General features: G+C 42.7%; 20 protein-coding genes. 3 read left to right on the top strand and 17 right to left on the bottom strand.

Annotation, left to right across the window (positions count from 1 at the left end; translation table 11 throughout):
* Nucleotides 1-23: 23 nt before the first annotated feature.
* The 9 genes from ACE3G9_RS12730 to ACE3G9_RS12690 form a co-directional block, all read right to left on the bottom strand.
* Nucleotides 24-1,349, bottom strand: coding sequence for a peptidoglycan DD-metalloendopeptidase family protein (locus tag ACE3G9_RS12730; RefSeq protein ID WP_417879801.1), 1,326 nt, complete (start codon nt 1,347-1,349; stop codon nt 24-26).
* A gap of 398 nt (nt 1,350-1,747) precedes the next feature.
* Nucleotides 1,748-2,377 carry an urease accessory protein UreG gene (gene ureG, locus ACE3G9_RS12725; protein WP_417879800.1) on the bottom strand — a complete coding sequence of 210 codons (630 nt, stop codon included), beginning with the start codon at nt 2,375-2,377 and terminating at the stop codon, nt 1,748-1,750.
* A 48-nt stretch (nt 2,378-2,425) separates the two neighbouring features.
* Nucleotides 2,426-3,181 (bottom strand): urease accessory protein UreF, encoded by a 756-nt coding sequence (locus ACE3G9_RS12720; protein ID WP_417879799.1) that lies wholly within the window; start codon nt 3,179-3,181, stop codon nt 2,426-2,428.
* 15 nt (nt 3,182-3,196) lie between these two features.
* Nucleotides 3,197-3,799 (bottom strand): HupE/UreJ family protein, encoded by a 603-nt coding sequence (locus ACE3G9_RS12715; RefSeq protein ID WP_417879798.1) that lies wholly within the window; start codon nt 3,797-3,799, stop codon nt 3,197-3,199.
* A gap of 52 nt (nt 3,800-3,851) precedes the next feature.
* On the bottom strand, nt 3,852-4,337 hold the full coding sequence (gene ureE, locus ACE3G9_RS12710) for an urease accessory protein UreE (RefSeq protein WP_417879797.1): 486 nt from the start codon (nt 4,335-4,337) through the stop codon (nt 3,852-3,854).
* A 188-nt stretch (nt 4,338-4,525) separates the two neighbouring features.
* Nucleotides 4,526-6,268 carry an urease subunit alpha gene (gene ureC / locus ACE3G9_RS12705; protein ID WP_449219308.1) on the bottom strand — a complete coding sequence of 581 codons (1,743 nt, stop codon included), beginning with the start codon at nt 6,266-6,268 and terminating at the stop codon, nt 4,526-4,528.
* Nucleotides 6,269-6,417: 149 nt separating this feature from the next.
* On the bottom strand, nt 6,418-6,753 hold the full coding sequence (locus tag ACE3G9_RS12700; protein ID WP_417879795.1) for an urease subunit beta: 336 nt from the start codon (nt 6,751-6,753) through the stop codon (nt 6,418-6,420).
* Between the two features lie 9 nt (nt 6,754-6,762).
* Nucleotides 6,763-7,065, bottom strand: a complete 303-nt coding sequence (ureA, locus tag ACE3G9_RS12695) for an urease subunit gamma (protein ID WP_417879794.1) — start codon at nt 7,063-7,065, stop codon at nt 6,763-6,765.
* A 140-nt stretch (nt 7,066-7,205) separates the two neighbouring features.
* Nucleotides 7,206-8,096, bottom strand: a complete 891-nt coding sequence (locus ACE3G9_RS12690; RefSeq protein WP_449219350.1) for an urease accessory protein UreD — start codon at nt 8,094-8,096, stop codon at nt 7,206-7,208.
* A 119-nt stretch (nt 8,097-8,215) separates the two neighbouring features.
* On the opposite strand from ACE3G9_RS12690, the gene ACE3G9_RS12685 reads away from it, so the two are divergent.
* Nucleotides 8,216-8,308, top strand: coding sequence for a GFA family protein (locus tag ACE3G9_RS12685; RefSeq protein ID WP_449219307.1), 93 nt, complete (start codon nt 8,216-8,218; stop codon nt 8,306-8,308).
* 103 nt (nt 8,309-8,411) lie between these two features.
* On the opposite strand, the gene ACE3G9_RS12680 is transcribed toward ACE3G9_RS12685, so the two are convergent.
* From ACE3G9_RS12680 to urtA, 7 genes are all read right to left on the bottom strand, one after another.
* A complete protein-coding gene (locus ACE3G9_RS12680) occupies nt 8,412-8,594 on the bottom strand; it encodes a hypothetical protein (RefSeq protein ID WP_027695013.1) in 183 nt (60 codons plus the stop codon).
* 165 nt (nt 8,595-8,759) lie between these two features.
* The gene (locus tag ACE3G9_RS12675) at nt 8,760-9,623 is read right to left on the bottom strand and encodes a mechanosensitive ion channel domain-containing protein (RefSeq protein ID WP_417879793.1); all 864 of its coding nucleotides are present in this window, start codon (nt 9,621-9,623) and stop codon (nt 8,760-8,762) included.
* A gap of 311 nt (nt 9,624-9,934) precedes the next feature.
* Nucleotides 9,935-10,630: an urea ABC transporter ATP-binding subunit UrtE gene (gene urtE, locus ACE3G9_RS12670; protein WP_417879792.1), complete on the bottom strand. Its 696-nt coding sequence runs from the start codon at nt 10,628-10,630 to the stop codon at nt 9,935-9,937.
* 2 nt (nt 10,631-10,632) lie between these two features.
* Nucleotides 10,633-11,496 (bottom strand): urea ABC transporter ATP-binding protein UrtD, encoded by an 864-nt coding sequence (urtD, locus tag ACE3G9_RS12665; RefSeq protein ID WP_237293897.1) that lies wholly within the window; start codon nt 11,494-11,496, stop codon nt 10,633-10,635.
* Nucleotides 11,493-12,644, bottom strand: coding sequence for an urea ABC transporter permease subunit UrtC (gene urtC, locus ACE3G9_RS12660; protein ID WP_449219349.1), 1,152 nt, complete (start codon nt 12,642-12,644; stop codon nt 11,493-11,495). The genes urtD and urtC overlap by 4 nt, the downstream gene beginning before the upstream one ends.
* 36 nt (nt 12,645-12,680) lie before the next feature.
* Nucleotides 12,681-14,336: an urea ABC transporter permease subunit UrtB gene (urtB, locus tag ACE3G9_RS12655; protein WP_449219306.1), complete on the bottom strand. Its 1,656-nt coding sequence runs from the start codon at nt 14,334-14,336 to the stop codon at nt 12,681-12,683.
* Nucleotides 14,337-14,503: 167 nt separating this feature from the next.
* A complete protein-coding gene (gene urtA / locus ACE3G9_RS12650; protein ID WP_449219305.1) occupies nt 14,504-15,814 on the bottom strand; it encodes an urea ABC transporter substrate-binding protein in 1,311 nt (436 codons plus the stop codon).
* 418 nt (nt 15,815-16,232) lie between these two features.
* On the opposite strand from urtA, the gene ACE3G9_RS12645 reads away from it, so the two are divergent.
* A complete protein-coding gene (locus ACE3G9_RS12645; protein ID WP_449219304.1) occupies nt 16,233-16,808 on the top strand; it encodes a hypothetical protein in 576 nt (191 codons plus the stop codon).
* Between the two features lie 116 nt (nt 16,809-16,924).
* On the opposite strand, the gene ACE3G9_RS12640 is transcribed toward ACE3G9_RS12645, so the two are convergent.
* Nucleotides 16,925-18,505 (bottom strand): BCCT family transporter, encoded by a 1,581-nt coding sequence (locus tag ACE3G9_RS12640; RefSeq protein ID WP_417879789.1) that lies wholly within the window; start codon nt 18,503-18,505, stop codon nt 16,925-16,927.
* Between the two features lie 989 nt (nt 18,506-19,494).
* Here ACE3G9_RS12640 and ACE3G9_RS12635 point away from each other — a divergent pair.
* Nucleotides 19,495-22,656, top strand: a complete 3,162-nt coding sequence (locus ACE3G9_RS12635) for a chitinase C-terminal domain-containing protein (protein ID WP_449219303.1) — start codon at nt 19,495-19,497, stop codon at nt 22,654-22,656.
* Nucleotides 22,657-22,677 lie beyond the last annotated feature (21 nt).

Raw genomic sequence — 22,677 nt, 5'->3', positions numbered from 1 at the left:
TCTCATAGAAATAATTCAAATTATTAAATTATTTTTGCCAAAGTAGTCGGACCGTTATTTGTTCCGGCAGCTTGTTTTACCGCTTCAAACTCAGCATCGATAGCTTTTACTTGCTTTTCAAAGGCTGGCTTCTCTTCTTTCGAAATCGATGTTGCCATCGGGATTTTAGCGGTTAAGAAGTTCACAGGGCGATTTCGAATAATGAACTCATAATGCAAGTGTGGTCCAGTTACACGCCCTGTAGCACCCGATTTTGCAATCACTTGTCCTCGATGAACCACTTGACCTTGGCGCACTAAAATTTTGCTCAAGTGTAAGTAGCGAGTACGGTAAGTCGATCCATGTTGAACCACGATATATTTACCCGCGTATGGGTGGTTAGTCGTTAACGTCACAATACCATCGCCAGTTGCTATAACATCAGTCCCAGAAGGACAAGCTATATCAACACCATTATGTGGAGCATGGCGATGAGTCACAGGGTGTAAACGATTCGGATCAAATGGGGAGCTGATACGATAATGTTGTGCAGTTGGCCAACGTAAAAATGCTCGCTGTAAACTATCGCCATTACGGTCATAATATTGACCATCACTGTGCAGATAAGCACTGATCACACGGCCCCGATTATAAATACGGATCGCGTCAATCTCACGATTACCAGTTGCGACACCATTGATAAATTGACGCTTATGCAAAATTTCAAATTTATCACCTGCACGCAAATCTCGCACAAAATTCAGTTTATCTTTTAATAGCTGAGTAATTTGAGCCGTTTCCGCACCCGAAATCCCATATTTATAAACCGATGTAGAGAAACTACCATGAATTTCCCCTATTAAGGGATAAGTCTTCCAAACACCGGGTAAATTTACTTCTTGAAAGGTATAGCTCTTATCATCGTTGCGAGTAAATACCACGCGATCTGCTAGAGTAAATTCAACCTCTAATTTGCTTAAGTGTTCTAGATCTTCGTCCATCCAAATTTTTAAGATGTCACCCGGTCTTAAAGTATCAAGTGTTAGGTGGTTTTGATCGGTATCCATCACGCTGAGCATATCGCCATACGGAACACCAAGACGAACAAAGATACTACTTAAATTGTCACCATCTTGAATTTCGTATGAATAAAGCGGAACGTTTTCATCCACATGAACAGGCTTGGTAGCGGCAACCGCTTTCGCCTCATCTGCTAAAATTTTGTCCATATCCATAGGAACTGACTTGCGTCCATCACCAGATTCGGCCATAAAAACAATTATAAGTAATACGACAAAAGCCACGCCTATTTTAAGCATCAATGGAAACTTAGGGTTCTGGCGAAATTTTGCAAATTTTTGTTTAGACATAGGGTTTAGTTTCTATAGTTCCCAACGTAGGAAGTTGTGTGAATCGACCTCAAGAGCCGGCTAAATATCAACTTGATATAATTGATATGTTATAACAGACCATTTAAAATTGAAAAGTTCAAAAATGTGGCGGCAAATGTAACTTAATATTTCATAAAAAGCGAATTTAACCCGTTAATCAAAATAACCGCCTACTCTATACCCAAGTGACTTCAAGGTGCAGAATTCAGAGCTATCATCCCAATCTTTAGACAAGGAAGATCGGCGAAGGAATGTAGGCACCTTTCAAACCAATCTAACGCAGTATAAAGATTTAGATGAAGCTCCCGAAGGGCAAGTTAAAAAAAGCTTAGTGACCAAATTGCCACTAAGCCTAGCTTTATTGCGCGTTAATCGAATTAATATTTTGGCTGCAACATACCTTCTGTAATAATAAAATCGATAATACTATCCAGCCCGACACTCTCTTTTAAATTAGTGAATACATACGGTTTGGTTGGACGCATACGCTGAGTGTCCGATTCCATTACCTCTAATGACGCTCCCACATAAGGGGCTAAGTCAATTTTATTAATCACTAATAAATCTGAACGTGTGATACCGGGTCCACCCTTGCGCGGAATCTTTTCCCCTTCAGCCACATCAATAACATAAATAGTTAAATCGGCAAGTTCAGGGCTAAAGGTAGCACTTAAATTATCACCACCACTTTCAACAAATACCACATCAAGGTTTTTATGTAATTTGGCCAGTTCTTCAACTGCAGCCAAGTTCATTGATGCATCTTCACGAATCGCAGTATGAGGGCAACCTCCAGTTTCGACACCTACGATACGGTCTGCGTCTAGCGCTTCAGCTCGAGTGAGTATTTTGGCATCTTCTTGGGTGTAAATATCATTGGTCACCACGGCAATGTTTAAACGATCTCGAATCGCTTTACATAAAACTTCTAACAACGCCGTTTTGCCCGATCCAACAGGGCCACCAATACCAATTCGTAACGGTTGTTTATACGTTTCTTGAGACATGTTTTATTCCTTGTTTGCTCACTCATTCGATTCTTTTCGCCATGACAGCTAGGAACGGAATAGTCTTGTATATTGTGTTTCATGACGACTACTGGCGATAGCAACCGAAGGGGTAAAGCTACCAATATCGTCATCTTGTATTTGATTGGCTTTGCCTATCGCTTGAGGTAAGCGTTCAGATAAAGCCAATAAAGTTTTTTGACCTGCGGTTTGACCAAGAGGAACCAGCTTAACTCCCGCCATCACAATGTTTTCCGCCCAACTCCATAAATAGCCTTGTTGTAAACTATGGAGCGAAATCCCCCACGCTTTCGCCGCGACACAAAAACCTAACAACTGATTTTGCGTTGCGGCTTTGGGGTCATTATCGGGGTGCCATTCTGCATTCAGAGGTAAATCGAGCTGCTTTAATAAAGTAAATAACGCTTTACCACGTTGAAGCTCTTCTGCTCTTAACTCGCGAGTTTCTCGGCATGAAAATAAATATTGACTCCAATATTCAATACTCGTGTTATCACCTTGTTCTAACGCGTAATAGAACTTCGCCAAAATAGGCAACTCTAATGTCACCAAGCTGTTATTAAGCATCATCTCAAGCCAATGTATTAACTTAGCTTGATTACTCACCCAGCCAGCCTCAACCGCCCATTCCAAACCTTGTGAATAGGTAAAGCCGCCAATGGGTAGTGAAGGGCTAATTAGCTGAAACAAACGAAAGCAAGCGACTTCGGAACCATTGTTCTGTGACGATGCGACTGAGTTGAGTGCTGAGTTAGATATAGATAAAGTGTCTATGTCTCTCATATCATTCATAAGCAATTAAGGCGCCATCATTAAGGCTGCACCAGAAGCGGCAATACCCGCTCCAAGCCACTTATTTACGAAGAACTTAGTTGACAAGAAATGTGCCAGACGCTCACCGGTAAACATGATGCCAAACGCGGCTACTAGCATACCTGCGCCAAATCCGAATAATCCGCCAGTTGCTTCTACGCCATGAGCAAAACCATGGAAAAACACCAAGCCAATGGAAACAATCACTAACGCCTGAGTTAAAGATTCACGAACAGAGAAGGTATTCCAAATCCCTAATGCAACTACAAAAATGGATGCGGCAATTATTAGCTCTACGCCACTAATCGCGCCAAATAGACTTCCTGCCGCAAGGCCAACCGTTAAACTAACAAGGGCTGCAATAAACAAAGTAGGCTTAGCCACTGAGCTTGATTTACTCGCCGTAAAATGGCTGATGAACATACCTAGACCAAGGAGCATCACTAAATGATCAAGACCAGTTAATGGGTGTACAAAACCTTCAAAAAATGCATTGCTTGAGCCGTGCTCATGCATGTGACCAACATGTGCAAACGCCGCTGGAGCAGCAAAAACAGAAGCAAGTGTGAGTAAGCGAACGAATTTCATGGCAAATATCCTTTTTGTTTTTTCTATTTTTGAATTCAATTTCAAGTTGTTATTAATGAGAGTGATCATGCGAATGATCATGATGATGGTGCCCACCTGAACGGCCGCCGTACGCCCCATCTTCAGGTTCAAATTCAGCTTGTTCTACCGTGACTTTGGCACCCAACCCCACCACCATGTCATCTAACACATGATCATGCTGGTAACGTACCCAACCATTTGCTATTTGTAGAGGAACGTGGCGATTACCTAAGTGGTAAGTCACTCGGTTTAGTAATAGTGCATCTTCGCAATACACACTAGAAACCGTTTCCGGTGCTGCGGTGACTTCAATCAATAACCCACATTCACTTTGCAATAACTGACCGCCACGCAAAATATTGCCGCGAGGTAAAAACAACCCCGCATCACGTCCATCTTCAAGCGACACTTTTAAGCGACTTTTAATACGACTATTAATAGGAAGGCTCAATACACCATCCACATTTCTCTCAGTAATTTGAGTGCTATCTGCGACTATTTTTGTTATTTCAATCATTATTTTATATCCAATTATTCGTGTCTCGTGTCTCGTGTCTCGTGTCTCGTGTCTCGTGTCTCGTGTCTCGTGTCTCGTGTCTCGTGTCTCGTGTCTCGTGTCTCGAAGGCAAGATCTTAAGAACGTTGATTAATACAAGCTTTTTCGAGCAACGAGAGCGAAGCGTCCGAGCCTTCAAGCTACGTTAACTAAAACAGAAAATATCGTTGCGCCATTGGCAATACTTCCGCAGGTTCACAAGTGAGAAGTTCCCCATCCGCTTTTACTTCATAGGTTTGAGAATCCACTTCAATCTTAGGCTGCCAATCGTTAAGCTTCATATCAGCTTTTGAAATGGTGCGGCAGTTTTTGGCTACACCAATTAAGCTGCCAAGCCCTAACTGGCGTGCAATGTCTTTGTCTTTAGCCAATTGAGAAACGAATAACATTGAAGTCTTTTTTGAGGCTTTACCATAACTGCCAAACATAGAACGATAATGAACAGGTTGAGGTGTTGGAATAGAGGCATTCGGATCACCCATAGGTGCCATTGCGATCATGCCTCCTTTGATAATCGCGCTTGGTTTTACGCCAAAGAAAGCCGGTTTCCATAATACGAAATCAGCTAATTTACCTACTTCTATTGAACCCACTTCGTGGCCAATACCATGAGTAATCGCTGGGTTTATCGTGTATTTCGCAACATATCGACGCAAACGGAAGTTATCACTTGGCGCTTGATGACCAAACTTTTCTTCTTGAGCATCAAACGCTTGTTGATCTTCTTTTAAGGAGCCACGCTGCACTTTCATTTTATGAGCGGTTTGCCATGTTCGTAAGATCACTTCACCGACTCGTCCCATCGCTTGAGAATCCGATGAAATCATCGAGAAAGCACCGAGATCATGCAGAATATCTTCCGCAGCAATGGTTTCGCGACGAATACGAGATTCAGCAAACGCCACATCTTCGGCAATCGACGGGGATAAATGGTGGCATACCATCAACATATCTAGATGCTCATCGACAGTGTTGATTGTGTAAGGACGAGTTGGGTTGGTTGAAGACGGTAAAATATTCGATTCACCACAAGCGCGAATGATATCTGGTGCATGACCGCCACCCGCGCCTTCGGTGTGATATGTGTGGATCACGCGATCGCCAATCGCATCTAGGGTCGATTCCACAAAACCCGATTCATTCAGTGTATCGGTATGAATCGCCACTTGAATATCAGTTTGATCGGCAACGGTTAAACACATATCAATTGAAGCCGGTGTAGTTCCCCAATCTTCATGCAGTTTTAATCCAATAGCACCGGCTTCTACTTGCTCAATTAAGCCTTCAGGCAAACTGGCGTTTCCTTTACCGAGTAAACCAAAATTCATTGGAAACTCATCCAATGCTTCTAACATTCGGTGCATATTCCAAGGGCCCGGCGTACAGGTTGTCGCATTGGTTCCAGTTGCAGGGCCAGTACCACCGCCAATCATAGTTGTGACACCAGAGGTCAGCGCTTCTTCAATTTGTTGCGGACAGATATAGTGAATGTGTGAATCAATGCCACCAGCGGTAACTATCGAGCCTTCTGCGGCAATCACTTCGGTTCCTGGCCCGATAATAATATCAACATTCGGCTGCACATCTGGGTTACCTGCTTTACCGATGCCACAAATACGGCCATCTTTGACACCGATATCCGCTTTCACTATCCCCCAATGATCTAAAATCACCGCATTGGTTAGAACAAGATCAGGCGTAAATTCAGACGCCAGTTGGCTCTGCCCCATGCCATCACGAATCACTTTACCGCCACCGAATTTCACTTCGTCGCCGTAAACCGTGTAATCTTTTTCTACTTCGAGCCATAGCTCAGTATCAGCAAGTCTTAATCTATCGCCAGTCGTTGGCCCAAACATCTCGGCGTAGGCTCTTTTTGAAATTTTTGCCATGCTATTAATCCTTTATAATTTCTCAGTCAATCCTATCCAAGTAATTGAGTTCACAGTGAGGCGGCAATTGAGTGAAGCCCCATGAGCATAGATTCTCTATGTGATTGGGGTGAACGAAAGCAGCCAACAAAGCTGTGGGCTCAAGAACGCTAGATAGGACCCATGACGCGGCCTTTAAATCCATATACTTCTCGCTTACCGGCATATTCCACCAGTTCAACGGTACGTGACTGTCCAGGTTCAAAACGAGTCGCAGTGCCTGCTGGAATATTGAGCCTAAAGCCTTTGGCCGATTCTCGTTCAAAATTCAAAGCATCGTTAACTTCATAAAAGTGATAATGAGAGCCAATCTGAACAGGGCGATCCCCTAAATTTTCGACTTTAATTTTGATGGTTTCACGGCCGACATTCAGCTCAATCTCACCCTTTCCAGAAACAAGCTGACCGGGGATAAACGCATTAGGATTGGCATTACTGGTTTTCATGTTTTCTCCTCACACTATCGGATCATGGACAGTGACAAGCTTGGTGCCATCTGGAAAAGTAGCTTCGACTTGAACATCAGGAATCATCGACGGCACGCCTTCCATCACATCATCGACAGTTAAAATAGTACGACCAAAGTTCATCAATTCAGCAACCGTTTTACCTTCGCGCGCACCTTCTAAAATCGCACTACTGATCAACGCCACAGATTCTGGGTAGTTGAGCTTTAAGCCTTTATCTTTACGCTGCTGTGCTAACATGCCAGCACAAAAGATCAGCAATTTATCTTTTTCTCTTGGGGTCAGTTCCATCTACATTCGATCCTCGGGTCTCGGGCACTTCGTTTTTCGTCTCTCGAAATGCTCCATTTAACTCATTAGTATTGATCTGGTTGTCTTTTCGTAATACGAGCAGCGAAGCGCCCTAGTCGCGCAGCGAGCCGAGCAACGGATTAAGTTGCCCAAATCCTTGGTGGCTCGGGTACATAACCAAACCATTGATGTCTAAATTGTTGCCAAATCAATGTAAACGCTTCCAACATTGACTCGGCCCATTTACCTAATGCTCGAACCACGATTAACTGTTCTATTTGAGTCGCACCAATCACTAATTCATCATTTGGTGCAAAGTCACGGAGCAAATCCTGTACCATTTCAAGGTCATCTTCAGACTGAGCGGTAATAAACAAACTCCCCATCATGGGAAAAAACTGTAAACCACTGTTTAATATATACTTATCTCCTCCGATCAATTGCACGTTTTCGGTGAGAGTATTCCTTCCATCAACAAAAACTTGCGTCTTACCCCACACTTTACCTGCATCGAAGCACTCGTTTAGTGCAGGACGACCAAAACAGTGCACTTCCCAGCCCATAAATAGTGCGTCAGATTCAAGGTGGATATCGGTATCGACACGCACTTGTCCGGTAGGAAAGAAAATATTCTCTTGCGGAAGCCATTCCAAACAGCTTCCTGACTTGGCAGTTAAAATTTGTTTTTGACGGGCGATTTTTCCTTCCGAGCGATAAAACTTGGTCGCACCGGGTGTGGTAACTAAAGCATGCGCTCCAGGATAAGTCGTGGCTTTAATTAACAGCTCATCGCCGCCAACTACCCCGCCAGGAGGGTGAAGTAAATAGGTATGGCAAACGTCGCCTTCAGGATACAGTGGCCTTTGAATCGCCAGCGGTCCTAGTTGAGTTTTGTGCCCAACGACGGTTTTGTCGCCTCGATCGGTAAACCCCAGTGTTAATTCTGCTTTCCAACCATCGCTGCGATTTAATGTATTTATTGGCGATGTTTGAGCGACTCCCGCTATATTTAATTCTTCTAGCGCTTCCATTCGTGTGACTTCCATTTATTACCATCTAGTATTATTAAAGCAATAACTATGCCGCCTAATGATTTAACTATCAGGAGGTCTATACTGAAAGCACGATTAAAAACGAATGAGGAAAGAAAATGCAGGGACATTGCTTATGTGGCAGCGTGACGCTGACTACCGAAGATAAACAAAGCTTTGGAGCGTGCCATTGCGGGATGTGCAGACGCTGATGTGGCGGCCCTTTTATGGGCTTTCATGGTGAAGAAGGGCGGGGCTAACTTGACTTAACGCCCTTCCGAGCAAACCGCAAATTCATTGCCGCTTGATAGAAGATTAATAACAAATAATCGTACCATCTGCCATTTCATAACTCTTCTGGCCAGAAGCAGTACAGTCGGTCTTTGCTGTCTCTGCATTCGTTTGAGATTTAGCGTTAGAATCTGACCCTGTGCTCGCACAACCACTCAATAATAAGCCACAAATTAACGCAGTATAGACAGCTTTTTTGTTCGTCATAACACATCCTTATTTAATTTCTGATCGAGAATATCTTCGCACTTAACCAAGAGAAATACACTTTTTATCAACTGACAATATCACTTTTTGTATTCATTTCTGGTCATGGTCGAGTCAATTAAATCTCGTTAGTGATGGTAGCTTTACCACCAAGAATATTCACTATCACTTAATATGTATATCCATTTGAGGAAATGGAATGTGAATACCTTCTTTATCTAACTCTTCTTTTATTGCCTGTAATGTGTCGTAGTACACTTTCCAGTATTCTTCAGATTTTACCCAAGGGCGAACCGCAATATTAACTGAAGAATTGGCGAGAGCTAATACTCCAATAGTTGGAGCCGGTAAAGAAAGAATACGCTCTTCCGATTCAAGAACACGGGCAAGCACTTGCTTCGTTTTCTGCAAATCAGCGTCATACGACACGCCAATTTCGAAGTTGATACGGCGAATCTTATGTTTCGAAAAGTTGACTATGGGTTGAGACATCACTAAACGATGCGGTATCGCGACCATTTTATTATCGCCAGTAGTTAAAACGGTATGAAAAATTTCAATCGCTTGGACTTTGCCTGAAACCTTACCAACTTCAATGAAATCTTTGCTTTTAAATGGACGAAAAATCACAATTAGCACACCAGAAGCAAAATTGGAAAGCGATCCTTTTAACGCTAACCCAACCGCGAGGCTAGCAGAAGCGAGCACAGCGATCATCGCTGCCATTTCAACCCCCATTGTATTTAGTGCGGCAATAAACACCATTACTAACAAAGCATAGCGAACCACATTACCAATAAATTGCACAACAACCGCATCCACACGTTTTGTTTGCAACAAGTTGATTACACCTTTATGGATAAACTTAACGCAAACACTACCCACGAATAGAATGCAAAGTGCTGCAAGAAAATTGACACCATATTGAACCAGAAAATCTGCATTATCTGTTAACCAATTAGCTGAAATCGACGTATTGAAAGTACTTTGTGCACCAGATATTAATTCAATATTATTTTCTACAGCCATGATTAATTCCTTATGTTAAGACTGCTATTTCCCATCATTACATTGGTGATAATGATAATTAAAGGTTATTAAGAGATTGATCCAGACTCTGGAGAAACTTTTGACTCCAACACCTTATACCTCAATAAAATATATAGTTTTTTATTATTATGAGAAACATTATATTCACATAAGCATCAATAAATTTAGCATAAGCATCTCTTTTTCAGGCTCTATATCCAGAACCTAAAAATAAAAAGCCCTTCAAAGAACATTAAATGATTTCCAACATCCTCTGAAGAGCTTTGACCTTTACATATACGGAAAGAACCTTAAACCGTCAAATGCTCCTTAATCAACGATTCATTCAAGGCTTCCATTTGTCCTTTAGCCACTGCTTTGCCACGATCAAGTAAACAAAAGTTATGACCGACTTTACGAGCAAATGGCAGTTTTTGTTCCACCAGCAATACGGTTAAACCATGTTTATCATTGAGCAGTTTAATAATATCGCCAATCTCTTGAACGATATTCGGTTGAATGCCTTCGGTTGGTTCATCCAGAATCAATAAATCCGGCTCGACGACTAACGCACGACCAATCGACAATTGCTGCTGTTGACCACCCGATAAGTCACCACCGCGACGATGCAGCATTTCCTTTAGCACGGGGAATAGTTCGAAGATAAAATCAGGGATCTTACGATCGCCACGCTTACGGATAGGCAGGCCAATCTCTAAATTTTCTTGCACCGTTAGCATCGGGAAGATTTGTCGGCCTTGCGGAACATAGCCAATGCCTAAATGAGGGCGTTGTTCAGTTGACGCTTTTTTAATGCTTTCACCTTTAAACACGATATCGCCGCTTTTAATTGGATTTAACCCCATGATGCATTGAAGTAATGTAGTTTTGCCTACCCCGTTACGTCCCATCAACACGGTACATTTGCCTTTCTCGACCTCAACATCGAGATCCCACAAGATATGACTTTCACCGTAGAATTGGTTTACGCCTTGTACTTTTAACATCCTTATTCTCCCAAGTAGACGCGTTTTACTTCTGGATGTGACTGGATTTGATCCATATTACCTTCCGCCAACACATGCCCTTGATGCAGCACGGTGACTTGATCGGCAATCGAGCGTACAAATTCCATATCATGCTCAACCACTACTACTGAATGCTTACCAGCCAGAGATTTCAATAATTCCGCCGTGCGATCCATTTCTTGATGAGTCATGCCAGTAACCGGCTCATCCACTAACAGAAGCTTTGGCTTTTGCATCAATAACATACCGATTTCTAGCCATTGTTTTTGACCGTGAGAAAGCACGCCAGCTAACAAGTTTCGACATTGTTCAAGACCAATCAAAGATAAAACCCCATCGATCTCATCACTTTGCTCGCCGGTTAATTTAGCGGTAAAAGTTGACCAAACCGAACGAGTGCCGGTCATCGCCAGTTCCAAGTTATTCCACACCGTTAAGCTTTCAAATACCGTAGGTTGCTGGAATTTACGCCCCACACCCGCGTTGGCGATTTCCGCTTCGGACATACTCAACAAGTTGGTTTTTGAACCTAACCACACCTTGCCCTGATCCGGACGAGTCTTGCCAGTAATGATGTCCATCATAGTGGTTTTTCCTGCGCCGTTTGGTCCGATGATGCATCGTAACTCTCCTTGTTTGATATACAGATTTAAGTCGTTAATCGCTTTAAAACCATCAAAGGAAACCGATACGCCTTCCATGTACAACATGATGTTGTGGCGAGTATCAATCAATGGATGATTAACTGGTTTAAGAAAATCGAACACTTCATCACGACGAGTAAACTTCTCAAAGCCTTCGCCCACTTTTCTGATTGGTGTGACGACTGATTCTAATGCGCTCATGAGTGGCTCTCCTGTGCCGATGGTTTATCTTGTTGGCTCGATTTCTTTGCCCATTTTTCGGATAACGCGCCCATCACGCCTTTTGGTAAATACATGGTGGCAAGAACAAAAATTCCCCCTAATGCAAATAACCAAACTTCTGGAAACTCGACGGTAAACCAACTCTTGGCATAGTTAATAATTAATGCCCCTACAATGGCGCCAAACAAGGTCGCTCGACCACCTAAAGCAACCCAAACTACAATTTCAATTGAGTTAATTGGCGCAAACTGAGCGGCACTGGTACTACCGGCTTGCGTCACGTATAACGCACCAGCAATGCCGGCTAATACACCAGAAAGAACAAATACCCACAGCTTGATGCTATCGACATCATACCCGGTAAAGCGAGTACGTAATTCTGCATCACGAATCGCCATGGCTACTCGGCCTAAACGACTTGCCACCACTAAACGACAAATCAAATAACCGATGATGAGCGCAGCAATCGTCGTCACTAATAAGCCGACTTTGGTGGTGTCTTGCTCTAGACTAAAACCAAGTACATCTTTAAAGCCCGTCAGACCACTACTGCCGCCAAAACCCATTTCGTTACGTGAAAATGCCAGCATTAGCGCATAAGTCAGTGCCTGGGTCATGATAGAAAGATACACACCGGAAACACGGGAGCGGAACGCCAGATAACCAAATACAAATGCCAATACGCCCGGCACCAACATGATCATCATTGCGGCAAAAGCAAAGTTATCAAAACCATGCCAAAACCAAGGCAGTTCTTGCCAGTTCAGCGATACCATAAAGTCTGGCAATAATGGGTTACCGTAAACGCCGCGGTCACCAATTTCACGGGTGAGATACATGCCCATCGCATAACCGCCTAACGCAAAAAAAGCACCATGCCCTAAACTTAAAATACCTAAATAGCCCCAGATAAGATCAACCGCCAACGCCACCAGCGCATAAGACAGATATTTCCCCATTTGAGTCACGGTAAATGAGCTCACATGAAAGGGATTACTTTCCGGTACCACTAGATTTAAAAATGGCACCACAATCGCGAGCGCCAATAAAAATACAATCGTGATTTTTCCGCCTGTATCTGAGGCGATAAAAGAACGACGGCTTGCAAAGTTCGACGTACTACTCATTGAATTAGTTGCTACTACACTCGTCATAACGCCTCCTTATTCTGCCGCGCGGCCACGTTGAGGGAACAAACCTTTCGGGCGCTTTTGAATAAATAAAATAATGAAAACCAGAACCAATATTTTGGCGAGAACTGCGCCAGCCCAAGGCTCTAAGATCTTATTGAATAGACCTAAACTTAACCCTGCGACTAGCGTGCCCCACAAGTTACCTACCCCACCAAATACCACCACCATAAAGGAGTCGATAATATAGTTTTGTCCCATGTTTGGACCTACGTTGGTTAACTGAGATAACGCCACCCCAGCAACACCCGCAATACCGGAACCTAAACCAAAGGTCATAGCATCAACACGTTCCGAACGAACCCCCATAGAACGCGCCATAGCTCGGTTTTGAGACACTGCACGTACTTGTAAACCTAACGGTGTTTTTTTGAGGATCGCGACTAAACCAAGAAAAACCATGAAACAGAAAATGATGATGTATAGACGGTTATAGGTCAGAGATAACATAGGGTTAAGCTCTAACGCGCCGGCCATCCAATCTGGTGTACTGACTGAGCGGTTTAAAGGAGAGAAAATACTGCGAACCGCTTGTTGCAAAATAAGGCTGATACCAAAGGTGGCAAGGAGTGTTTCAAGCGGCCGACCATACAAACGTCGAATCACCGTACGCTCAATCGCGATGCCTACTAGCCCTGATACAGCAAAAGCCGCTGGAATAGAAAGAAGCAACGCGGCCCCAATATTATTCGGCATTAATTGTTGAATCACATAAGTGGTATAAGCGCCGATCATGATCAACTCACCATGTGCCATATTGATCACGCCCATCACGCCAAAAGTGATCGCAAGGCCAATACCCGCCAGCACCAACACCGAACCTAAACTTAAACCAAAAAAGACGGTTTCCATGCCACCGTAAAAACTTTGGGTTTGTTTATATTGGTTTAACGCCAGTTGCGCCACTTCAATCACTTTTTCATCAGCATCGCTATTAATCACTTGAGATAGCGCGCCATAAACCTCTTGTTGTTTAGACTCACTAATTACTTCAATCGCATCAATTTGTTCAGCCGCATTGGTGCTGGTTTTGAGTTGCTGCATTGCTAGCGCCAACTCTAAACTGTTTCGAACATCCCGATCGCTTTCTACTTGCAATTGCTGAGTGATTTTTTCGATTGTTTTCGGATTGGTAGTACCCAGTAAACTATTCACTGCCGACAAACGTACATCCGCACTACTCGCCGAAATATCAATACGCGCCAATACGTCACGAATATCAGAACGCAATGAGTTATTGGTTCTTACCTTTGCAAAATCACGCTTGCCTTCGATAGTCACCACTTGTTCAGAAAGTAATCCATGAGCTTGCTTACCTTCTTCTAAATCCGTGATAACAAATAAAGCATCATCGGATTTTTGATAATATAAATTTCCTTCTAGCCAAGGCGTTAATACGGCCTTAGCGACTTCTGCATCAGAAGATTGTGATAACCACTCAATGGCGTCTTGTTTTACCGAACTTTTTTTCGATAGCAATGCCACCTGCACATCAGCAAGCGATTGAATAGAAGATTCTTGCGCAAGCGAAGGCGCACTAAATAAGCTCAAATACACCATCAGCATAAAACCGATGAATGATGATATTTGAGACGGTAATTTGTTATGTAGATATTGTTTTATTTTCATTATGTCTCATCCCTGACAATCAAAAGCATGGCAGTCAAATATCCGTTATTTTTGAAACGGTTCTCTCTATTAACTCGTGAAGAACTAAAAACCTGCGAAAAACTAAAACTCGCAAAGAACCGAAAAAAGCCCCATTGAACGTATAAAACTCAATGAGGCTAATAGGTTTATTTGGCTTCACCACCTAAACATGCTTTCGTTTGTGTGTTGTAGCTGCCACACATAATTGGTGCCGTCCAATCAGACACTAGGTGCTCAGAAGTTGGTAGGAAATCAGACCATGCATCGCCTTTTACTTCTTGTTCGGTTTCCCAAACTACATCAAATTGACCATCATCTTGGATTTCACCAATCACAACTGGTTTAGTAATGTGATGGTTAGCTAACATAGTCGCATTGCCGCCCGTTAAGTTTGGAACAGAAAGACCCACAATGGCATCGCTCACTTTAGCCGTATCAGTCGTACCGGCTTTCTCAACCGCTTTTACCCATAGGTTGAAACCAATATAAGTCGCTTCCATAGGATCGTTCGTTACGCGAGAATCATCTTTAATGTACTTGTGCCATGTATCAATAAAGGTATCGTTCGCTTCAGAATCAACACTCATAAAGTAGTTCCATGCCGCTAAGTGACCCACTAATGCTGACGTATCCATGCCAGAAAGCTCTTCTTCACCAACCGAGAAGGCAATCACTGGAATATCTTCTGAAGAAACACCTTGCGCTGCGAGTTCTTTATAAAATGGAACGTTAGCATCACCATTAATGGTCGAAACGACCGCGGTTTTCTTACCTTCTGAACCGAATTTTTTGATATTAGAAACGATCGACTGCCAATCTGAATGACCAAATGGGGTGTAGTTCACCATTACATCGGCATCGGCTACGCCTTTACTTTTAAGGTAAGCCGCTAAAATTTTATTGGTGGTTCGTGGGTAAACATAATCGGTACCAGCAAGCACAAAGCGTTGTACGCCAAGTTCATCAATTAGGTAATCAACCGCAGGGATCGCTTGTTGGTTTGGAGCTGCGCCAGTGTAAAAGATGTTTTTCGAAGACTCTTGTCCTTCATATTGCACTGGGTAGAACAAGATGCTGTCGTTTTGCTCAAACACCGGCAACATGGCTTTACGAGAAGCCGAAGTCCAGCCACCAAACGTGACCGCTACTTTATCTTTTTCAATTAACTCACGCGCTTTTTCAGCGTACATCGGCCAGTTTGATGCTGGATCAACCACGACCGGCTCAAGCTGCTTACCTAATACGCCGCCTTTCTTGTTCTGCTCTTCAATCAGCATTAAAACAGTATCTTTTAAAGTGGTTTCGCTGATCGCCATAGTGCCAGAAAGCGAGTGTAGAACACCGACTTTAATTGTATCGGCTGCTTGTACGGTAAAGGCACAAGCACTAATTGCCACAGTACCTGCCAACAGTTTAAGACGGGTTTTAAGGGATTTGTTATGCGTTTTGTTTTGCATGATAGCTATCACTCCTTGATAAATAACCAATTAGGTATTGGTGGTATTACCAATAGAGCAAAGAGCGTGCCAGACAAATAAACGCCTTACTTTACAATCAAATAAAGTTATCTGCACAAATGAGAAGCAAGCAAACGCTCATTAACAGTGCGAAAGAACCCACTGATTCACCAAAAAAGTGACATTACTCGAAAAGCTTATAAAAAATTGAAATCACGCACTAGATTGGTGAAAGGGATCGTGAAATAAGCTAAATCCGTAGCACTATAAAATAAAATCACTCCATCAATGCTCATCACTAATCTCAACGCAATAATATATACCTAAGTCACTTCAAGATGTGAATTCTGCATATTGAAGTCACTTGGGTATAAACATGGCATAATACCAACTAAATATTACAGATAAGACTAACATCATGACTGAACTCACTCTCACGCCTCAACAGCAAGCCATCGCCACTTTCAAAGCTAATCTTCACCTACCCAATAGTGGATTTCATAAGTTAATCGTTGAACTGGCACGTGAGTACTTACTTCCATTTCAAGCAGTGAGGAAGGTGTTAAAGCAATCTCAGAAAGCCATTGAGAAGAAAATTAAGCACCAGTTTGATGACGTATCAGATTTCGACCTTACACAAGAAAATTGGCTCAACTGCATCCATGCCTCTCTTGCTGAACAGGCAAAAAATAACCTACCTGTGATGGAAAAATTACAACAAAGCCAGCTTTATCAAGATGTCATTCAAACACTATCGCAACCTATTAAAAATCAAGATCAGCACGAAGCCGTACGTGAACAATTAGCGATGACCTATGAAATAGAAGTATATAAGCCTCTAACCGAAATGCTGTATACCTCGATTTTGTATTGGAAGTTGCCCGATGATTTATACAAAATGACACAAGAAAAACAGCAAGAGTTTGAAGGGTATCCACAACATATGGAAGCGGTGAAGCATTTATTAGAGTTAAGTGAAAGAGTTAACCTGTAATTCTACAAAACAAAAATGCCAATCAGTACATGCTCTGACTGGCATTTTTATAAGTAAATTTTAAAGTATTTCAACGAGAAACCGGTTCCTAAAACCTTGATCTAAAAATAACCTTCTTAGAATTTCTGCTCTTTCGCCATCTTCATCGCAATTTGTGGCGCGTTCCAAAGAGACGGCAACAAAATAAACGATACTGGCACTGCAGTGATCACAATGAAAGATTGCAGCGCAGAAATGCCGCCCGAGCCTAAAGAAATCAAAATCAAGGCTGTCACACCCATCATCACGCCCCAGAAGGTACGGATAAAGGCATTCGGCTCCGTTTCACCACTTACCACCACACTAATGGTATAAGTCATTGAATCACCAGTCGTGATGATAAACACAGTCGTCAAAACGATGAACAAAATAGAAACTAAGATTGGCATTGGAAATTGTTGAGTGATCGCAAAGAGTGCACCTGGCAAATTAAAGCCTTCAAATGCCCCACTAATACTACCTGGGTTAGCAATTTCAAACGCCAAGCCACTACCACCAATAATCGTAAACCAGAAACAGGTGGCTAAAGGCGCGATCACACTAATGGTGCCAATCAGTTCACGGATAGAGCGACCACGAGAAATACGTGCAATAAAGATCGCCATCATAGGGCCATAACCTAAAAACCAACCCCAGAAGAACACTGTCCAACCACTTAGCCAAGCTTCATCACCACGATAGGTCGCCATTGGGATGAAGTTATCAATCATAGTCCCCACACCTTGAATGTAACCATTGAAGATGAAGTTAGTTGGGCCAAAAATAAGAATATAAAACATCAATGCCGAGGCTAAAATCACGTTATAGCGACTTAACATTTGCATGCCTTTATCTAAACCACTTAGAGCTGATAAGGTATAAAGTACAATTGCAAATAGTACGATGATCATTTGAGTAGTAAAGCCATCAGGTACATCAAATAACAAGTTCAATGCATAGCTAATTTGTAGACCAAGAAAGCCAATCGGCCCAATCGTACCCGCTGCCACTGCAATAATGCAGCACGCGTCAATCAACGCACCTAAATGACCTTTTAATGCTCGCTCACCAAGTACAGGATAAAGCAAAATTCTTGGCTTAAGCGGTAGGCCTTTATCATAATGTAAGTGCATAACTACTATCGTCGTTAAACTGCCGATAATCGCCCAAGCTAAAAAGCCCCAGTGCATAAAGGCTTGAGAAAGGGCATTAATGGCACGTTGTTGAACATCGTCTGCTGTACCATAAATTGGTGGTGCACTCACGAAGTGAGCAATCGGTTCAGCCGCAGCCCAAAAGACACCGCCACCAGCCAGCAAAGTACAAAACAAGATTGCCATCCAGCGGAAATTTGGTAACTCAGGGGTATCAATACCACCCAATACGACTCGACCAGTACGTCCAATCGCAAGTGCCAGACCAATAAGAAAAGTAAGAAGCAATAAAATTTGCCAAAATGGACCAAACACTTTTACCGACCAAGCGAAACCGACATTCACTAAGTGAGATAATATTTCACCATCGAACAGCGCTAATACAACGAAAAGCGCAATAAAACCACCGCTATACCAAAGTACAGGGTTGTTCAGACCTAATTTGTCTGAGGTCGATACGGGTTCGTGAGTTGCAGGATCATAAGTTGCGGAGGGAGATTTTATCGAGTTGGTTAAATCAGACATTCTGACTCCAATTTTCTTTGCAAAACAGCCACAAAGTTCTAAAGTGCTTTACATTGCAAAGTTGTATTTACACCCGATGTCATCCTTTCCAAACAGGCAGCGTATCTTTAACTGCTGGCAGGTCCACTCTAATAAAGAGAATTAAAACCTAGGCACAGTGAAATTTAGCCGCCTTAGGGTATAGATTTATGTCATAAGTGCAACCGAAGCGATTTATTTATTAAAGCTATAGATTCTCATCACTTACCATTCACGATCGGTATTTACCCCAATGTAATGGTGATAAAAACCACAGCAAAGTATTGATCTTCATCACATAAAATATCAACACAATCCACCAAGTAAATACTAAATCGACACCTTAGCCATCAGGTGAATATAAAAACAGAAAAACAACAGTTAACGAACTTAAAAGAAATTCACTGAACATAACAACACGATAACAACAGCTTCCCCAAATACGGTCACTTTTCACCCAAACAGTAAAAACACAACCCGAGCGATTAAAAAACAAACAACCTTATCTATAATTTCATCTTCAACACTTGAAAAATACCTTCACTCAACATATTTCAATTTATAAATTAACGCTCACTGTACTAGGCTACTTTTCCGCTCTCGAATGTAAAAGTCATATTAACTATTGATTTATTTATAAAATAAAAAACCATTTCTTATTTTCAGCCATCAAAACTCTTAAGACTTATTGCCAACCGCCACTTAAAAATCATTTAACATATTGATTAAACGTGATTTATATCAAAAAACAGAAATGTCAGGATAAGTCAAAACATGTCCTAAAAAGCAATTTTCAATGTCTTGTTGCATCAAATTTGGAGAATTTTTCGAGTCGGTATCGAATTCTCATAAAATATAAGTGTGTATTACGTCAATTATCCTACAGTTGTTTCGCATGAGAATAAAAGTTCTCACTTTCAATAAAGTTAGAAGAATTTAATTTTATAACAACAAGTTAAGGATAATTAATTATGGCTATAAATCGAAATAGCTTAGGGAAAAAGGCCTTTAGGCTAAGCACTTTAACGGCTTCATGCTTAATGGCGTTTAACAGCTACGCCGCTGTTGATTGTGGATCTTTAAACACTTGGGATATCGACACGGTTTACACTGGTGGTGATCAAGTACAACAAGACAATAATGCCTATAGTGCAAAATATTGGACACAAGGTAATAGCCCTAAAGAAGCTGGCGAATGGGGTGCTTGGGCATTGGTTGATGCTTGTACCACTGACGTTGTGGACAATGAAGCGCCAACCGTTGATCTCACCTCTCCAACCGCAAACACTTCATTCACTGAAGGTGATGAAGTAACATTAACAGCCAATGCAACTGATAACGATGGCACCATTGCTCGTGTTGATTTCTTAGTCGATGGTGACGTGATTGGGCAATCAACCAATGCGCCATTCTCAGCAACTTGGACGGCGGTTGCCGGTACACACTCCTTTAGTTCGATTGCCTACGATAATGAAGGCGCGCAAAGTACTCAGAGCACAGTATCGCTTGAAGTACAAAACTCTCAAACTGACGCTAACCAAGCTCCAAGTGTGTCTGTTGCACTTTCTAGTAGCAGCGTAACCTTAGGTGAAGTGGTCACACTAACCGCTACTGCCGCAGACTCAGATGGTACCGTAGATAAAGTCGACTTTTACGTCGGTGGCAGCCTAGTTGGAACCGTCGCCTCTTCTCCATACACTCTTAACTACACGACGACTCAAACTGGCTCCCTTTCTGTTTTTGCTAAAGCAACCGATAATGAAGGCGCAACCACAAACTCTACTTCAACAAGCTTACAAGTTGCTGGCGATCAACCGGTTGCTACAACTTGTCATCCAGATGGCCTCTATCAAACAGAAGGCGTAAACGTTCCTTATTGCGATGCTTACGATGAAGATGGTCGTGAATTAATGGGATCTGATCATCCTCGTCGTGTTATTGGTTACTTCACTAGTTGGCGTGCTGGTGATAACGATCAAGCGGCTTACCTAGTCAAAGATATTCCTTGGGAACAATTAACTCATATTAACTACGCGTTTGCTAGCATTGGTTCTGACGGTAACGTTAATATTGGTGATGTTAACGATCCTGAAAATGCCGCGGTGGGTAAAACTTGGCCGGGTGTTGATGTAGATCCAGCACTAGGCTTCAAAGGTCACTTTGGTGCACTAGCAACATATAAAGAACGTTATGGCGTGAAAACCTTAATCTCAATTGGTGGCTGGGCAGAAACCGGCGGTCATTTTGCTACTGACGGTTCACGCGTTGCTGACGGCGGTTTCTACACGATGACCACCAATGCCGATGGATCAATCAACCACGCTGCAATTGAAAAATTTGCCGATTCTGCTGTTGAATTAATACGTAAGTATAAGTTTGACGGTTTAGATATTGATTACGAATACCCTACTTCAATGGCAGGTGCAGGCAACCCTTACGATAAAGACTTCATGGAACCACGTCGTGAACATTTATGGGCATCATACCAAGAGCTGATGAAAGTATTACGTGAGAAACTCGATCGTGCATCAGAAGCAGACGATCACTACTACATGTTAACTATCGCCGCACCATCATCTGGCTACCTACTACGTGGTATGGAAACTTTTGATGTAACGAAATATCTCGATTACGTCAATATCATGTCTTACGACTTACATGGTGCTTGGAATGATCACGTTGGCCATAATGCTGCATTATACGATACCGGTAAAGATTCTGAGCTTGCGCAATGGAACGTATACGGAACTGCCGCTTACGGTGGCATCGGTTACTTAAATACTGACTGGGCTTACCACTATTTCCGTGGTTCTATGCCTGCAGGTCGAATCAATATTGGTGTCCCTTACTATACCCGTGGTTGGCAAGGCGTCACTGGTGGCGATAACGGCTTATGGGGTCGTGCAGCCCTTCCTAACCAATCTGAATGTGCTGAAGGGACGGGTGAAGGAGAAAAAAACAATTGTGGTTATGGTGCGACCGGCATCGACAACATGTGGCACGATACTGATCCGAAGGGCAACGAAATGGGGGCAGGCTCTAACCCAATGTGGCATGCGAAAAACCTAGAGAAAGGCATCTGGGGTTCTTATGCTGAGGCTTATGGTTTAGATCCACAAAACGATCCAACCGATGCACTCACCGGTACTTATACTCGTCATTATGATGAAGTCGCGGTTGCCCCTTGGTTGTGGAATGAAGAGAAACACGTCTTCCTATCAACCGAGGATAAAGAATCGATTACCACCAAAGCGCAATACGTTATCGACCATGGTATTGGCGGTATCATGTTCTGGGAACTCGCGGGTGACTACAGCTGCTATATCCTTGATGAAAATGGCAAGCGTACAAGTGTCGATCCAACAGAACAAGCTTGTTCATCTGGTAATGGTGAATACCACATGGGTAACACTATGACCAAGGCCATTTATGATGAGTTTAAGTCAGCAGCGCCTTATGGCAACAAAGTTGCAACCGAAGCAATGCCCGACCAAGTAGTGGATATTTCAGTCAGCATTGGCGGATTTAAAGTGGGTGATCAAAACTTCCCAGTCAATCCGAAAATCACCTTCACTAACAATACGGGTCAAGATCTGCCAGGTGGAACCGAATTCCAGTTCGATATTCCAACTTCTGCGCCAGATAATGCCAAAGACCAATCTGGTGGTGGCTTAGCAGTGATTAGCTCTGGCCATAGTCGTGCGGATAACATTGGAGGTTTAGATGGTGATATGCACCGTGTCGCCTTTACGCTTCCTTCTTGGAAAGTCCTACCTGCTGGCGAATCTTATGAATTAGATATGGTGTACTACCTACCGATTTCAGGCCCCGCGAACTACACCGTCAATATCAATGGTGTGGACTATGGCTTTAAGTTTGAACATCCAGAACTGCCTTTAGGTGATATTTCATCAAGCACAGGTGGCGGCGATAATGACAACAGTGACGGAACTTGTGATAGCGCAGGACTGGTTACCTACCCTGACTTCCCTCAAACCGACTGGCAAGGTAACCCAAGCCACGCTAACCAAGGTGATAAAGTCATCAACGACGGTGTGGTATACCAAGCAAACTGGTGGACATCATCAGAGCCGGGTAACAACGCTGACTGGACAAAAGTCTGTACTCTATAAGCGTAAGCGCGAATAGATAAA

This window comes from Vibrio sp. E150_018 (assembly GCF_053544035.1).
This window is presented reverse-complemented; position numbering and strand designations above follow the sequence as displayed.

Bases quoted from the DNA above. Each gene is read 5' to 3' on its own strand.
- ACE3G9_RS12730 (WP_417879801.1), bottom strand. From the start codon at position 1,349: ATGTCTAAACAAAAATTTGCAAAATTTCGCCAGAACCCTAAGTTTCCA.
- ureG (WP_417879800.1), bottom strand. From the start codon at position 2,377: ATGTCTCAAGAAACGTATAAACAACCGTTACGAATTGGTATTGGTGGC.
- ACE3G9_RS12720 (WP_417879799.1), bottom strand. From the start codon at position 3,181: ATGAGAGACATAGACACTTTATCTATATCTAACTCAGCACTCAACTCA.
- ACE3G9_RS12715 (WP_417879798.1), bottom strand. From the start codon at position 3,799: ATGAAATTCGTTCGCTTACTCACACTTGCTTCTGTTTTTGCTGCTCCA.
- ureE (WP_417879797.1), bottom strand. From the start codon at position 4,337: ATGATTGAAATAACAAAAATAGTCGCAGATAGCACTCAAATTACTGAG.
- ureC (WP_449219308.1), bottom strand. From the start codon at position 6,268: ATGGCAAAAATTTCAAAAAGAGCCTACGCCGAGATGTTTGGGCCAACG.
- ACE3G9_RS12700 (WP_417879795.1), bottom strand. From the start codon at position 6,753: ATGAAAACCAGTAATGCCAATCCTAATGCGTTTATCCCCGGTCAGCTT.
- ureA (WP_417879794.1), bottom strand. From the start codon at position 7,065: ATGGAACTGACCCCAAGAGAAAAAGATAAATTGCTGATCTTTTGTGCT.
- ACE3G9_RS12690 (WP_449219350.1), bottom strand. From the start codon at position 8,096: ATGGAAGCGCTAGAAGAATTAAATATAGCGGGAGTCGCTCAAACATCG.
- ACE3G9_RS12685 (WP_449219307.1), top strand. From the start codon at position 8,216: ATGCAGGGACATTGCTTATGTGGCAGCGTGACGCTGACTACCGAAGAT.
- ACE3G9_RS12680 (WP_027695013.1), bottom strand. From the start codon at position 8,594: ATGACGAACAAAAAAGCTGTCTATACTGCGTTAATTTGTGGCTTATTA.
- ACE3G9_RS12675 (WP_417879793.1), bottom strand. From the start codon at position 9,623: ATGGCTGTAGAAAATAATATTGAATTAATATCTGGTGCACAAAGTACT.
- urtE (WP_417879792.1), bottom strand. From the start codon at position 10,630: ATGTTAAAAGTACAAGGCGTAAACCAATTCTACGGTGAAAGTCATATC.
- urtD (WP_237293897.1), bottom strand. From the start codon at position 11,496: ATGAGCGCATTAGAATCAGTCGTCACACCAATCAGAAAAGTGGGCGAA.
- urtC (WP_449219349.1), bottom strand. From the start codon at position 12,644: ATGAGTAGTACGTCGAACTTTGCAAGCCGTCGTTCTTTTATCGCCTCA.
- urtB (WP_449219306.1), bottom strand. From the start codon at position 14,336: ATGAAAATAAAACAATATCTACATAACAAATTACCGTCTCAAATATCA.
- urtA (WP_449219305.1), bottom strand. From the start codon at position 15,814: ATGCAAAACAAAACGCATAACAAATCCCTTAAAACCCGTCTTAAACTG.
- ACE3G9_RS12645 (WP_449219304.1), top strand. From the start codon at position 16,233: ATGACTGAACTCACTCTCACGCCTCAACAGCAAGCCATCGCCACTTTC.
- ACE3G9_RS12640 (WP_417879789.1), bottom strand. From the start codon at position 18,505: ATGTCTGATTTAACCAACTCGATAAAATCTCCCTCCGCAACTTATGAT.
- ACE3G9_RS12635 (WP_449219303.1), top strand. From the start codon at position 19,495: ATGGCTATAAATCGAAATAGCTTAGGGAAAAAGGCCTTTAGGCTAAGC.